This is a genomic window from Wukongibacter baidiensis (assembly GCF_050888315.1).
Lineage (GTDB): Bacteria > Bacillota > Clostridia > Peptostreptococcales > Caminicellaceae > Wukongibacter > Wukongibacter baidiensis.
On the sequence record NZ_CP138202.1, the window covers coordinates 5,023,453 to 5,039,005 of the forward strand.

At 33.2% G+C, this 15,553-nt stretch carries 12 protein-coding genes; 10 read left to right on the top strand and 2 right to left on the bottom strand.

Features of this window, described 5'->3' with window-relative positions; all coding sequences use genetic code 11:
* Window positions 1–153 precede the first annotated feature (153 nt).
* From R9X47_RS22630 to R9X47_RS22645, 4 genes are all read left to right on the top strand, one after another.
* A complete protein-coding gene (locus R9X47_RS22630) occupies window positions 154–429 on the top strand; it encodes a hypothetical protein (protein ID WP_432663351.1) in 276 nt (91 codons plus the stop codon).
* 26 nt (window positions 430–455) lie between these two features.
* Entirely contained in the window at window positions 456–797 is a 342-nt protein-coding gene (locus R9X47_RS22635; protein ID WP_432663352.1) for a hypothetical protein, read from the top strand.
* Between the two features lie 327 nt (window positions 798–1,124).
* The gene (locus tag R9X47_RS22640; RefSeq protein ID WP_432663353.1) at window positions 1,125–3,530 is read left to right on the top strand and encodes a leucine-rich repeat domain-containing protein; all 2,406 of its coding nucleotides are present in this window, start codon (window positions 1,125–1,127) and stop codon (window positions 3,528–3,530) included.
* Between the two features lie 250 nt (window positions 3,531–3,780).
* Entirely contained in the window at window positions 3,781–4,242 is a 462-nt protein-coding gene (locus tag R9X47_RS22645) for a VanZ family protein (RefSeq protein ID WP_432663354.1), read from the top strand.
* A gap of 1,446 nt (window positions 4,243–5,688) precedes the next feature.
* Here the strand turns inward: R9X47_RS22645 and R9X47_RS22650 are convergent.
* Window positions 5,689–5,874, bottom strand: a complete 186-nt coding sequence (locus tag R9X47_RS22650; protein ID WP_432663355.1) for a uracil-DNA glycosylase — start codon at window positions 5,872–5,874, stop codon at window positions 5,689–5,691.
* A gap of 42 nt (window positions 5,875–5,916) precedes the next feature.
* Window positions 5,917–6,735 (bottom strand): metallophosphoesterase, encoded by an 819-nt coding sequence (locus R9X47_RS22655; RefSeq protein ID WP_432663356.1) that lies wholly within the window; start codon window positions 6,733–6,735, stop codon window positions 5,917–5,919.
* A gap of 148 nt (window positions 6,736–6,883) precedes the next feature.
* Here R9X47_RS22655 and R9X47_RS22660 point away from each other — a divergent pair, with 148 nt between their 5' ends.
* The 6 genes from R9X47_RS22660 to R9X47_RS22685 all read left to right on the top strand — a co-directional run bounded on the left by R9X47_RS22660 (window position 6,884) and on the right by R9X47_RS22685 (window position 14,739).
* Window positions 6,884–7,732 carry a patatin-like phospholipase family protein gene (locus R9X47_RS22660; RefSeq protein WP_432663357.1) on the top strand — a complete coding sequence of 283 codons (849 nt, stop codon included), beginning with the start codon at window positions 6,884–6,886 and terminating at the stop codon, window positions 7,730–7,732.
* Window positions 7,733–7,969: 237 nt separating this feature from the next.
* Window positions 7,970–10,621, top strand: a complete 2,652-nt coding sequence (locus tag R9X47_RS22665; protein ID WP_432663358.1) for a sigma 54-interacting transcriptional regulator — start codon at window positions 7,970–7,972, stop codon at window positions 10,619–10,621.
* 258 nt (window positions 10,622–10,879) lie between these two features.
* Entirely contained in the window at window positions 10,880–11,236 is a 357-nt protein-coding gene (locus R9X47_RS22670; protein WP_432663359.1) for a (2Fe-2S) ferredoxin domain-containing protein, read from the top strand.
* 15 nt (window positions 11,237–11,251) lie between these two features.
* Window positions 11,252–11,725, top strand: a complete 474-nt coding sequence (locus tag R9X47_RS22675; RefSeq protein ID WP_432663360.1) for an NAD(P)H-dependent oxidoreductase subunit E — start codon at window positions 11,252–11,254, stop codon at window positions 11,723–11,725.
* Entirely contained in the window at window positions 11,726–13,018 is a 1,293-nt protein-coding gene (locus tag R9X47_RS22680; protein ID WP_432663361.1) for a complex I 51 kDa subunit family protein, read from the top strand.
* The gene (locus R9X47_RS22685; RefSeq protein ID WP_432663362.1) at window positions 13,015–14,739 is read left to right on the top strand and encodes an NADH-dependent [FeFe] hydrogenase, group A6; all 1,725 of its coding nucleotides are present in this window, start codon (window positions 13,015–13,017) and stop codon (window positions 14,737–14,739) included. Before R9X47_RS22680 ends, R9X47_RS22685 begins: the two co-directional genes overlap by 4 nt.
* The last annotated feature ends 814 nt before the right edge of the window (window positions 14,740–15,553 follow it).

The following is a 15,553-nucleotide window of genomic DNA, read 5'->3' on the forward strand; positions in this document are numbered from 1 at the left end:
ATAAGGACAAATAAGTTACTAGAAATATGGATCTAAGTTTTGATATATCAATATAGATAGGCGGCCAAAAACTATAACAAATTTTTATAGGATTTTATTTGAAACTTTGTTATTGCGTATCTATGATTGATAGTTTTAATGGGGGGAATGAAGATGGGCTTGACGATACAACAGTTTTTTGATTATGTTGATAATATGAAGGACAACAAACCAGGAGTAGTCTTAAAGGGAAAAAAGGACAATCAAGACATTCTTTACAAGATACATTTAGCCCACGATAAATTTTTTATTGATACCATTAAAGATTTAAGCAATGAAAAAAACACAGATGATAGATACATTCTTGATAGCGAAGAACTTCAAACCTTTAAAGTAAAGGTTATGGAGTTATTGAAAGCTATAGAAGTAGAAGATATCTATCTAGAATAGATTAGAATTAGAGGTGCATAGGATAAATGGCAAATGACTGTGGAAGAGAAGAATTAAAAATTGAATACTTTGAAAAAATATATCTTTATAATTATTATCATAAGGGACAACCGATAAAATTAAGCTCTTCCTGTGAATTAATAATGCTAAATATTTCTTTAGAAGGATTAAGTGTAGTAACTGAAAAAAAATTTGATGAAGAAGATATTTTGTTGGTAAATATAACATTTGATGGTATCCCTTTTGACAAAATATTAAGCAAGGTTACAAAGTCAAAGAAAATTGGCGAAATGTATAAGATGTGCTTGGAATTTATTGGAATACCTAATTTCCTTTTTCAAAAATTAAAAAATGTTACACCAAGTTAGAGTAAGTTTTACAAATAAGCTTTATAACAAGCCTAGAGATTAGGCATTGATATACAGCCTAAAAGATCCTGTAAAGGATCTTTATATTTTTTTTGACACCGTGGATATAATTGTAAAATATGATAAAAGTTATTATAATATAAATATGCGTAGTAAGAAAATAATATAGAGATTCAAGTAAAGCTACTAATTTATATACATCCAAAACTCCCGGAAATACTGAGGGTATGTATAGAATAAGATTTTTACTAGGAGCACTCTATAATTTATCGAGAAATAAGGTCATATTATGAAATTTTCATGGGAATAAAAGGGAGGATAAGAAAGGTGAAAAGAATATTATCTATTTTTATGATTGTGGCAATTATATGTCTAACACTTATACCAATATACGGTGAGGAGAAGGTAGGGGTCAACCTTCAAACGGAGATAGGGAGTATTAAATTTTCTGATACGAACCTTGAACTAGCTATTCGCGAAATAATAAATAAACCACAGGGGGAAATCTTACTTAAGGATGTTGAAAATATAAAGAAGCTACATGTAAATAAAAAAAATATATCAAACTTAGAAGGGATACAATATCTAACTAATTTAGAGGAGCTATTTTTAAAGGAAAATAGCATTACCGATATTACTCACCTTGCTGGGCTTGAAAAACTTAAAGCCTTAAACCTTTGGAAAAACAATGTAAGAGATATAACTTCCTTAAAGGGGCTTAGAAATTTAAAAATATTGGATTTGGATAGCAATAAAATTGAAAATATTGAGCCGCTAAAAGAACTTTATAATCTAAAGGCATTAAGACTTGGAAGTAATAGATTAACAGATATAAGCCCATTAGCTAATCTAAATGAACTGGAGTACCTTTGTTTATGGTCCAATAGGATAACAGATATAAAATACATAGGTGGACTTACAAAGCTTAATAGATTGAGATTAGCATATAATGAAATTAAAGACATAGGACCATTAGCTAATTTAAGCAATCTTGAGAACATAAATTTGCTAAATAATAAAATAAGTGATGTAAATGCTTTAAGCAATATGACAAATCTTAAGAGTGTTTATCTAATGAGAAATGAGATAAGAGACATAAGCCCACTAGCCAATCTCAAAAATCTGGAAAGATTACGACTTGACTATAACAAGATAAGCAATATTGAACCACTTAGAGACCTAAATGAATTAAAGCTACTTACCTTATCTGAAAACAATATATCAGATATCAACCCATTAGAAGGAATGGGAAAATTAGAATATTTAAATCTGAATTCTAATAAAATAATCAGTTTAGATGCATTGGTTAACATTAATGGATTAGTAAAATTACTTGCAGATGAAAACAATATCTACAATGTTAGAGCCGTAAGTGATAAGCAAAATCTCACTACTTTGTCCTTATCACACAACAATCTAAGCGATCTCAGTCCTCTAACATCATTAGGAAGCTTAAAATACCTAGATGTAAGCAATAATGTAATACAGAATGTTGAACCTTTAAAGGAAAATACTAAGCTTGAAAAGTTATTTTTGCAAAAAAATCGTATTAAGGCAATTGATAGTATTTCTACTTTAACTAATTTAAGGGAACTGAATATATCGGAGAATCTAATCTATGATATAAATCCATTGAAAAACAATATTAATTTAAGGATCTTAAAGCTATATAATAACAGGATACAAGATCTTTCAGCATTATTGAATCTCAAAAATTTAGAAGTAATTAGAACGATAGGATATGTGTCCTCTAGAGATGCTATTACAATAGAAGGTAAAATAACCGACATCTATAATGATGAGAATAAAGGAGAAAAGACATATATAAATATGACTTCTATTAGTAATAAAAACAACAGATATATATATGTAACAAATGAATTTGGAGAGTTTAAGATTTCGGGAGTATTTCCAGGGGAATATAAAATAAGCTTAACAAAAAAAGGATACAAACCGCTGACTATATATAAAAATTTTGATTCTAATAATAAAAGGTTAAGTGTAAAGTTAGAAGAGGCTTCCGGTGAAAAATGGATAACTAATAAGACCGATAGAATGATGTATAAGCATAAGGAAGGCATAGAAATATCACGTACAGAAATCATGCTTCAAGAAAAGAAACTAAGTGAAATCGAAGAGTTCTTTAGTGTAAAAGTAAATGGGAAAATTGAATACAATATTTGTACATATCCTGAAGAAATATATGAGTTAGCATATAATATTAGGGATCGTTATGCCCTTGGAACCTATAACTCTGAGACAAATGCAATTTATTCCTTAGGTAGAGCCTTTGATTTTCATGAAACCTGTCATGCAGTGGAGTTTGAGTTTAATCCAAACTTCAATATTTCACTTGGAGAAGGTTTAGCAGTTTATTTTGAACGCAATAGTAACGAAGGTTCAAAAGCCTTAGACAGACCAGCTGATGACCTAATTCTTGAGTTAATGATTAAAGGAAAAGGGAAGTCACCAGATCTAAAGGCATTGCTTAAGGACTTCAAGGGTGGAAATGATTATATGAAAAATGGTTCTTTTGTAAACTTTCTATTAAAAAGATATTCTGTAAAACAATTTAGAGAATTATTTAAAATATTACCTAATAAGCCTTCTGATAAGGAGATAGATAATGCCTTTGATAAGGTATACAATAAGTCCACTACAGATATACAATATGAATGGATAAAATATATAGAGAATAATTATGGGATTCAGGTACTAGGGAACGGTTTATAATCGTTCCTCATCTTGTTGACAAAGTCAACAAGATGATAGACTTTTGAGAAAGCTGAAGTTCGAGGCGTGCTGAAAGCAAGAGACTGCAGCGTATATAGATATACGTAAGGGTTCTTGCTTGAAGCAACAACGAAGAAATTCAGGTCTGCCAACAGTCTTGGGAATGGTTTATAATCGTTCCTTAGCCTTTTGAAAAATTCAGTAATCTAAAGCACTATTCGCAGCTATTTTCATAGACTGGAGCTTAACAATGGATAGAAAACTTTGGAAAAAAGAAAAAATAAGTCATCTAGTACCTTCAATAGGTTTACTAGTATACCTATCTTTTCTGGTATGGCGAATGTTTTTTTTCGCATATAGTGATGTATATCGAGTAAAGAGTAATGTCCCGCAATATAATTTGATTCCATTTAGAACGATTATTAATTTTGTCATATATTTTGAGAGTAATAATTTAGAAGTTGTGCTATATAATATTTTAGGAAATATTATAGTGTTTATACCACTAGGGTTTTTGATTTCTACTATATTGAGAAGAAAGAAAAAGACACTGATAGTTATGACTACTTCTTTACTCCTCATTCTATGTGCGGAAACTATGCAACTAGTACTTAGGGTTGGCGTATTCGACGTAGATGATATAATTCTAAACTTAATAGGTTGCTATCTTGGTTATATTAGCTCTATTCTAGTTAATAAATATTATAACTAGGAAGAAAAATGCACATACTTTTTAGTTACTAAGAATAGAGAATATATATATGAAGTAAAAAAATGGATACGTATCTAGAACTAGGACACCAGAAGAATCTTAGATAGAAATTAGAGATAATGCAGAAATTTAATAGATATAATATGATAAATATCTCACATTCTGGAGATTTGACAGCCAGCTCTTCTGAGGATGGTAAATTTTTGGAATGTAATAGATTTTTCGTAACTTATATAGATATGAATACAAGCATTTGGTATAATATACTCAGAGTATATTATGTAAAAAATTATATTAAGAAAGGCGGAATAATTATGAATCAAAGAACAAAGAAAACTGTTGCAATTACTGTAGCTGCACTTATGGTTTTAGGACTATTTTCAAGTATAATATCGGCATTCGCATCACTATAGACAAAAAATAGATCGAGAACATAACGATCTACCTAGCACCATTATAGATAGCTTAGTACCTAACTACGATCTTTCGACCGCAACTAAGCAGGTCACCACCCATAATGATGGTTCGTTCGACCCTACATGATATCTTAACAACCCTATACAATCTTTCGACTGTATAGAATCATTGGCAATATCCTAGATTTACCAGCATACTACGTCGACACCATGGAGAATCTTAGCTCGACCCTATATGATAGGTTGGGATCCCATTACGATAATACAAAGTACGACCGTAATACAACCTTTCCCAACCATATAGAATCTTCCCTCCGACTGCATACCAGCCCTTTAAGACCAATATACAATCTTTGGCCGACCCATATACACCCCTTTTTAAAGAGCATATATAAGTCTTGGCTCAACCGTTATATCCCCGACATTATATAGTATGGTCAATATGAGAAAATATATCCCAAATAGGATCATGAAAAAATTTCCAACAAAAAAGCAAAAAAAGAGGCGAGAACATAACGATCTACCTCGCACCATTATAGATAACTTATCACCCGAGATTAATCTTTCGACTAAGCACGAGCAAGGTCACCACCTATAATGATGGTTCGTTCGACCCTACATGATATCTTAACAACCCTAGACAATCTTTCGACTGCATAGAATCATTGGCAGTACCCTAGATCACCAGAATACTACGTCGACACCATAGAGAATCTTAGCTCGACCCTATATGATAGGTTGGGATCCTATTACGATAATACAAAGTACGACCGTAATACAACCTTTCCCAACCATATAGAATCTTCCCTCCGACTGCATACTCGCCAAACAAGACCAATATACAATCTTTGGCCGACCCATAAACACCCCCTATTAAGGAGCATATATAGATCTTGGCTCAACCGTCATGTCCCCGACACTATATATTATGGTCAATACATAAAAATATATGCAAAATAGCATTATGTAAAATTTTACAATTGGAAGACGAAGCTTTCTATATCCTAGAAATTAAGCTCTCGAAGTGCGACTATACTTTTTTGCTATTCTTGTCCACAAAAGCTTGGCATCCCTTTCCAGAGCTACTGAGGACAGCCATAGAAGGAATTAGCTTAGTTTTAAAGCCAAAATACTTACAGCCCTTTGGATTATTTTGATCCCATGTTACATAAAAAAATTTACATTTAAAACAATCTATTCTATTAGTTTTTGACATAATTCATCTCCTAGTATGGGATTTACTTGAAATCTCTATATTCTATTCTCCTGTCAATGTAATTAAGCTAACTTGGCTTCGATTCAGAAATCTAATTGGAAGAGAACTAGTTCCGAACCCACTATTGATATATAGCACTGTATCATTGTCAATCCTATAAATACCCTTATCGTATTTTGGAAAATATCCTTGTCCTGGAGCAATAAGGCCACCTATAAACGGAAGGCGGATTTGTCCTCCGTGGGTATGGCCGCATAGAACTAGATCGCAGGGTAAATTATTTTTCTTTAATACAATATTAGGTGAATGGGAAAGTAATAATGTGAAATTACTTTTGCTAATATTATTAAAAGCCTTAACGGTATCATCATGGTTTGTATAGGGATCATCGATACCGCAAACGTTTATTGAAAAAGTATCCTTAGTAATAATCTCATTCGAATTATTTATAATTTTTATATTTCTTTTCTTAAGGCCTTTCATGAATTCTTTAGTCTTTGGATTTCTCCACTCATGATTACCAGATACAAAATAAGTAGAAGCATTTATCTTAACTAATTCTTCCGTTAGATGATAAATATTTTTAAAGTCTGTAGTCCTTCCATCAATTATATCCCCAGTAAGAGCAATAATGTCGGGATCTAACTTTTTAATATCGTTTAGCAAGTTTCTAGTTTTACCAGAAAACTTCTTATTATGAACATCTGAAATATGTAGTATCTTGAGGGTTTTACCCTTAGGAAGCTTTTTTGATTTTAACACTATATTTTCTATTTTTGCATAGTTGACTTCAAAATATATATCAACAATTAAAAGTAAAATTATGATTAAAAGCACAGTAAGAGTTTTTTTAATAATCATTTCTTTTGCCCACCTTATTAAGAATCACACATCTATATTATACCATTTTAAAATTATAACATCCTCCAGAATTTAACATTATCATATTATGAATACTCAAGGGAAATAGTGTCAAAAATTTAAATAAAAATAAAACTAAGGTGATGACATGAAAAATATAGGTCTAGTGTTACAGGGCGGAGGCATGAGAGGCGTTTATACATCAGGTGTATTAGACTTTTTTATGGATAGAGATTTATATTTCCCTTATACTATAGCAGTATCAGCTGGAGCATGTAATGCAATAGCATATATGGGAAAACAAAGAGGATTGGGCAAAAAAATTTGTGTGGGCTATATTGCCGACAACAAGTGTATAAGCTATAAAAACTTAGTGACAAAGGGCAGTATTCTTGAGATGGACCTTATATTTAATAAAATACCAAATGAGCTTGAACCCTTTAACTTTGAGGAAATTAATAATAGTACAGGTAAGCTTATTGTAACTGCTACTGATTGCTGCACTGGAGGTCCCATTTATATAGATAAGGATGAATGTGATGATATTATAACTGCAATAAAAGCCTCAAGTAGTGTTCCATTCTTAACAAAGGCCGTTGAATTTCAAAAAATGAATTTACTAGATGGAGGGATTGCTGATCCCGTTCCTATAAAAAAAGCCATCAAAGATGGAAATCAGAAGAATGTAATTGTATTAACCAATGAAGACGGATATATTCAAAGGCCCTTTAAAATGAAATGGATAGCAAAGAGGATCTACCCTGATTATATGAAGTTAACCGAAGCAATTTTAAATTCTCATAAACTATATGATGAAACAATAGACTATATAAATGACCTTGAAGATAAGGGACAAGTATTTATAATTAGACCAAGTACATATTTTAAACTAAGAACCTTCGATAGAAATACAAAAAAAATAGAGGCACTATATCAATTAGGCTACAAGGATGCTGAGAATAAATATGATGAACTAATAAAATGGATGGACTCCTGAAAAATTGAAGATACAAGTTGCAAGTCAAAATATATTCTATTAATCGCAGGAAAGAGTCTGCGATCATTTTTTTTGAGTTTTACTACAGTCTAAAAACACGCATAAAAGACTTTACCATAAAATGTCATACTTATATAGGTATGGCATATTATTTTATAGAGATTACTTTTTGACTAAAAAAATGGCTATAAAACTTGTAACTTAAAACATGCAACTTGCAACTTCAAAAGTAAAGGGGTGAGGGTTATTCAAGACATTATTAGCGTAACCGAACAGAAATGTAAGCAGTGTTATTCATGTATAAGAAATTGTCCTGTAAATGCTGTACAAATAAAGAACGGACAAGCTAAAATCCTCCATTCTAGATGTATAAACTGTGGAAAATGCGTAAAAAGCTGTCCTCAAAATGCAAAGGTAGTTATAGACAGCAAATCTAGAGCGTTAAATATTTTAAAAGAAAATAAAAATGTTATTGCCTGTTTAGCACCTTCTTTCGTAAGCAGCTTCTATCCCCATCCATATAAGAAAATAGTAGGAGCTTTAAAGGAACTTGGCTTTACAGAAATTTGGGAAGTTGCTGTAGGTGCAGAGGTTTTGTCAAAGCAAATTGATGAGTTTGTACGAAAAAATCTAGATAAAACCTACCTGTGTACCACTTGTCCAGCCTTTGTTAATATGATTGAAAAACATTATCCTGAACTTATAGAAAATTTATTACCCTTTGCATCACCTATGATATCTGCAGGAAAGATTATAAGAGAAGAAAAAAAGGATGACGATTTAAAAATAATTTTCATAGGTCCATGTATAGCCAAGAAAGCTGAAGCTATGGAACCTCAATTTAAAGGGATAATTAACTCAGCACTGACCTTTGAGGAATTAAAGGAGATTCTTATTGAAAAGGATATAGATATTAATAAGGCTAAGGAAGAAGAATTTGATAGTCCTAAATGTTCAACTGGAAGGTTATTTCCAATTGATGGCGGGATGATGTACAATCTGGGTGTTTTAAAGGAATTAAAGAAAAATGAGTATACCTGTGTAGCAAATGACAAAGAGTGTCTAGATTTATTAACTCTTATATCAAAGGAAAAGATATCTGCAAAAATAGTAGACTGCTTGATGTGTGATGGGTGTATAGAAGGACCTAAAATTAACAATGATACAAATCATTATGAAAAAATGAATGAGATATATGAGTTTTATGATACTACTGCTAAAGAGAAGGTAAACTTTGATTATGAAGTGGATTTATCGAGAAAGTTTAGAAATAGAAGGAGTATACTTCCCTTTCCATCGGAAGATGAGATACAAAAAATTCTAGAAATGACAAATAAGCTATGCAAAGAGGATGAACTAAACTGTGGAGCATGTGGATATACCACATGTAGAGATAAAGCCATAGCCGTAGGTCAGGGAATAGCAGAGCTGGATATGTGTCTTCCATATTTAATATCTAAAAAGACAAAGCTTATAGAAGAGATATCCGATAGGTATACAGAAATAAAAACCCTCAAGGATGAACTAGAGACAATAATTGAGTCCTCCTACGATGGTATAGTTGTGACCGATGGCGATGGAAAGGTACTAAAGATTAATACTGCATGGATTAAAATGGTTGGATACGAGAAGAAGGAGCATGATGAACTAGTAATAGGTATGGAGGAAGAAGGAGTTATATTTCCTTCAGCAACACTTCTAGCGCTGAAGGAAAAAAGAAGAGTATCATTTATTCAAAATTCATCAAATGGAAAAAGATTTCTAGCAACTGGTACCCCTATATTTGATGAAGATGGCAACATAAACAGGGTAGTTACAAATATAAGAGATATAGACGAGTTAAACAAATTAAGGAAGCAATTAGAAGAAACCATGAGGCTTGAAAAATATTATGAAAAAGAAAAAAAAATAGATCATTTAAACTTCCATAGCGAAAATATAGTAGCTAACAGCATTGAATTTGGAAATATACTTCAAACGGCAAGCAATGTAGCCGGGGTGGACTCAACCATTCTTATTCTAGGTGAGTCCGGGGTTGGAAAAGAGGTTGTCGCAAACTTCATCCATAAGCTCAGCAAAAGAAAGGAAAGATCCTTTATCAAGATAAATTGTGGTGCCATACCTGAGAATCTTATAGAATCTGAGCTCTTTGGATACGAAACAGGAGCCTTTACAGGTGCCAATAGAAAGGGAAAGTATGGACTTATAGAGCTAGCCCATGAGGGGACCCTATTTCTCGATGAAATTGGAGATTTGCCATTAAATTTACAAGTTAAATTACTAAGAGTAATTCAAGAGAGAAGATTGACTAGACTTGGTGGTGTGATAGAAAGGGATGTTGATGTAAGAATTATTGCTGCCACAAATAAGAATTTGAAAAAGATGGTTGCAGATGGAGAGTTTAGAGCCGATTTATATTATCGACTAAATGTAGTTCCCTTAGAAATTCCCCCCCTAAGAAAACGAAAATCCGATATACTACCTTTATGTCATCACTTTATAAGCATTTTCAATAAGAAATATTTATGCAATAAAGATATTACATCGGCTGTAGAAAAGATATTTTTAAGCTATAGCTGGCCAGGAAACATAAGGGAGTTAGAGAATATCATAGAAAGACTTATTGTAACAACTAATAAGGAGTTAATAGAAGAAAAGGATTTACCAATATTCTTATTGGAAGAAGATAACTCAACTGAAAAGATAAAGCTGGAAGGAATAATGCCTTTAAAAGAAGCAACAGAAATATTAGAAAAGAAGTTGATTGAAAAGGTATATAAAAGATATAGTACCACCTATGAAATGGCCAATGCATTAGGTGTAAATCAATCTACTATTGTTAGAAAGATACAAAAATATCTAAAGAGTAATGCATTAAAGCATAATTAAATGCAAATGTGCATTAAAAGCGTCCAGAGGGCGCTTTTTTAGTTGTGAGCATGAAGGAAGAGTAGATTAATCTTGAAGGATTTAATTAAAAAAGCGTGTAAGGACGCTTTTTTTTGTTGATCAAATCCTTTGATAATGGCTAAAATCAGCAAAAATTTTAAATCTCATAAAAAAATTAAAAAGGGACAAGCAGTTTACATAATTTGGCACGGTATATGCGATATAAGGAAGTAACTAATAAAAAGGGAGGATTACAGTATGAGTTATATGGATATTTATAATGATTTGAGAGAGAAAGCTGAAGAAGCTATAGACAATAGAAGAAAAGGAAACATAAGAGCAGTTTTAAATTATTCTATGTGCAGTGTAAGCGTGGGGGCAAATGAAGTGCTTAGAGCACTACAGGAGGTGGTAACTGAAGGAGAATTTGATAATGTGATAATTGAGACTACTGGATGTGCTGGACTTTGCTCTAAGGAGCCAATACTAGATATATATATGCCAGATGGAGAGAGATATACCTACGAATTTGTTACAGCTAAAAAGGCAAGAAGAATAATTGTTTCCCATACCATGTACAATGAGCACGTAGATGAATGGCTTTTAGAAATGTAAAGGGGGTAAGGCGATATGAATAAGGGTGAAAAAACAATTGATATTATAAAAAGAGTTGGAAATACGCCAGATAAACTTATTGAGGTACTTCTCGAAGTACAAAATCAATCAGAGGAGAATTATATAACGGAAGAAGAGCTTAAGATTATTTCAAGGGAGCTTGATGTGCCAATAAGTAAGGCCTTTGGGGTGGCCTCGTTCTACTCGATGTTATCTACTAAAAAAAGAGGTAAATACGTTATTCAAATCTGCAATAGTGGACCCTGTTACGTAAAGAATTCCAAGAAAGTAGCTAAAACCTTTGAAGCTGCCCTCGGAATAAAAATGGGTGAAATAACCGAGGATGGATTATTTTCTCTAGAATATACTAGCTGCATTGGAGCCTGTGACCAGGCACCGGCAGTAAAAATAAATGATGAAGTCTATGGAAACCTAGACAAGGAAAAGATATATGATATTATAAACTCCTTAAGAAAGGAGGAGAAATAGATGGTAAACTTTGTTTCAAAATTATGTGGAAAAATAAGTCCCCTTTCTATAAAGGAATATAGAGATAATAGTGGATTTGAAGGACTTGAAAATGCTATCTTAAAAATGAAACCAAATGAGGTTATAAAAACCGTTGAGGATTCGAAGCTTAAGGGTAGAGGGGGAGCAGCCTTTCCTACAGCATTAAAATGGAATTTTGTAGCTAGAGAAGATAGCGACGTAAAATATGTGATTTGTAATGCCGATGAAGGAGAGCCAGGAACCTTTAAGGATAAGATTCTATTAGATGGATGTCCACTTCAAATAATTGAAGGAATGATTATCGCGGCATATGCAACAAAGGCTTCTAAGGGATATATCTATATAAGGGGAGAGTATCCTAAAACGAAAGAAATACTAATAAAGGCCGTTGAAAATCTAAGAAATGAAGGTTATCTAGGTAATAATATACTGGGTCAAGACTTTAGCTTTGATATTGATATAAGATCTGGAGCAGGGGCCTACGTATGTGGTGAAGAAACGGCTCTAATAGAGTCTATCGAAGGAAATCCAGGAAGATCTAGATTTAAACCACCGTATCCTCCAAGTCAGGGATTATGGGGAAAACCTACCCTTGTAAACAACGTAGAAACCTTAGCAAACATACCACTCATATTAAAGTATGGTGCAGAAAAATATAGACAATATGGAACAGAAAGCAGCAGTGGAACGAAGCTAATATCCGTATCTGGAAATGTAGTTAATAAGGGCGTATTTGAGATTGAATTTGGAACCACCCTAAGAGAAGTTGTATATGATATCTGTGGAGGTATTGAGAAGGATAAAAAATTAAAATTCGTTCAATTAGGAGGTTCTTCGGGTGCTTGCATCCCAGAAGGTTTACTAGATATCAGGTTAGATTTCGAAGAACTTAAAAACTATGACATAGGACTCGGTTCAGGAGCTATCCTTGTGGTTGACGAATCGACATGTATATTAGACTTTATGAAAACCACCATGGAATTCTTTAAACATGAATCCTGTGGAAAGTGTACTCCTTGTAGAGAAGGAAATAGACACATAATTAAAATAATAGATAGAATTCAAAATGGAGAAGGCAGCGAGAGAGATTTAGAACTTTTGGAAAATATATCTCAGATAATGAAGGAAGCTTCCCTTTGTGGTTTGGGTCAGGCAGCGCCAACAGCCATCTTTACTACTCTCAAGTATTTTGGTGATGAGTACGAGGAACATTTAAAGGGTTACTGTAGATCAGGAGTATGTAATCCAGAGGGGAAGGAGGAATCTAGATGAAATATATAACTGTAAATGTTAATGGAACAGCAGTGGAAGTACCGGAAGGGACTACTATACTTGAAGCAGCTAGGAAAGTGCATGTTGATATTCCTACCCTATGCTATCATCCAGACCAAAGAATTAAGGGGAATTGTAGAGTTTGTATCGTTGAAGTTGAAGGGCAGAGGACATTTTCAGCAGCTTGCTGTACTCCAGTTTGGGAAGGTATGAATATAAAGACAAACACTAAAAAGGTGAGAGAAGCAAGGAAAACTATCCTTGAGTTAATACTTGCAGATCACAATTGTGATTGCCTAACCTGTGTAAGAAATGGAAATTGTGAATTGCAGACCCTATGTGAAGAACACAACATAGATACTATTCCATTTGATAAGGTCGTAGAGCTTTTACCTATTAAGGATACGAATCCTTCTATTGTGAGGGACGAAAGCAAGTGTATAAAATGTGGTAGATGTGTAGAAGCCTGTAATGAAGTCCAAGGAATAGGTGCTATTTACAATATAAATCGAAGCTGTGACGTAAAGATAGGAACTGCCTACGATAAGGAATTAAAGAATGTTAAATGTACCTATTGTGGTCAATGTATAAACGTTTGTCCAGTAGGTGCGATATATGAAAAGAGTAATGTAGATGATGTTTGGGAAGCCTTAGAGGACCCAAATAAGCATGTGGTAGTACAAATGGCTCCTGCCGTTCGTGTGGCCCTTGGAGAGGAATTTGGAATGGAGCCCGGAAGTATAGTAACTGGAAAAATAGTTAGTTTTTTAAGAAAGGTTGGTTTTGATAAGGTGTTCGACACTAACTTTACCGCTGACCTAACTATTATAGAGGAAGGAAACGAACTTCTACATAGGATAAATACCGGTGGAAAGCTTCCTATGATTACATCCTGTAGTCCAGGATGGATAAGATTTATAGAATACTTCTATCCAGAGCTTTTAGATCATCTTTCAACCTGTAAGTCACCACAGCAGATGTTTGGAGCCTTAGCTAAAACCTATTATGCAGAGAAATTTAATATTGAATCAAAGGATGTAGTTGTAGTATCGATCATGCCTTGTACTGCAAAGAAGGCCGAAGCAGTTAGAGATGAAATGGATGATAGTGGATACAGAGATGTAGATTTCGTTATAACCACTAGGGAACTAGCTAAGCTTGTTAAGCAGTCAAGAATTAATATAGCAAGCCTTGAAGAAGAGGAGTTCGACGCTCCATTTGGCATAACTACTGGAGCCGGAGCTATATTCGGTGCAACCGGTGGTGTTATGGAGGCAGCCCTTAGAACAGTCTATGAAGTAGTTACCGGTGAAGAACTTGAAGATATAGACTTCAAAGGTTTAAGAGGAATAGATGGATTTAAGGAAAGCACCGTGAAGGTTGGAGAGGTAGACGTTAAGGTAGCCGTAGTCAATGGTCTTAAGAATGCCAGAATGATTTTAGAAATGATTAAGGAAGGCAAAGCAGACTATCATTTCATAGAGGTTATGTGTTGTCCTGGTGGATGTATAGGCGGCGGTGGCCAACCTAGAGGAACTAACGCTACCAAAGAAAAGAGAATTGAAGCAATATACAAGGTTGATATACAATCACAAATTAGAAAGTCCCATGAAAATCCTGTTGTAAATACCTTGTATGAGGAGTTTCTAATTAAACCTCTAGGTCATAAATCCCATGAACTCCTTCATACCCACTATAAGGATAGGAGTAATGTAGATTAGTATCTTAAAGAATAGACATAAGAGAAGGGATAATGGAGAAGGGTGTTTAAGATAGTTTCTTGGAGGAGAATAGTAGAAATTTTTTCTCCAAGATTAGCAAAATGAAAACTAGGGATGGGGATTATATATAACCCTTCTCCAATTTTCCTTTTCCTTCTCATAATACAAGTTTGTCGGCCGAATCCATTTAGAGAAATAGTGGGTTTGGCTGATAGACTTGTTTTTTATTGATTGAGATAAAACTTAGGAAAAAAATCTGCTGAAAAATTGCCGCAAAACTACCGCAAGTGTGCCGTTTTTCTCAAAATATCTGTGCTATACTTTAAAATATCAGATATATAGTTACAAGTAAATCTTAAAAAATTTATACATATCAAAATATCCGATATTTATAGGGAGTTTTGATATGTATAAATTAAAGTTTTGACTGGAATCTCTATAATTAGAAACTACTTCATGGAGTTGCATGCTAAAAACGTATTAGAGTACATAAGTAGTATAAATAACATTTAAAGAGGCGAGTTAGATATAACATTCTAACTGGTCTTTTTTTTGTGAGACATATGAAATAATTACCAATGAATAGAGAGTATCTTGCAGGGGTTATATATATGCAGTAATTTCAATGAACAAAGCACGAAACACTATATATAGACGTGACGACGTGGGAAAATACCATATATTGTGCTTAGAATCCTAATTCGCATTATTATATCATAAACTCATAATGGAAATTTATAAAGTAATTAACAATGTACTAAGGAAGGGAGGCAAACACTGCATTCATACAGATTTATTGTCAAGTAATAAGAAT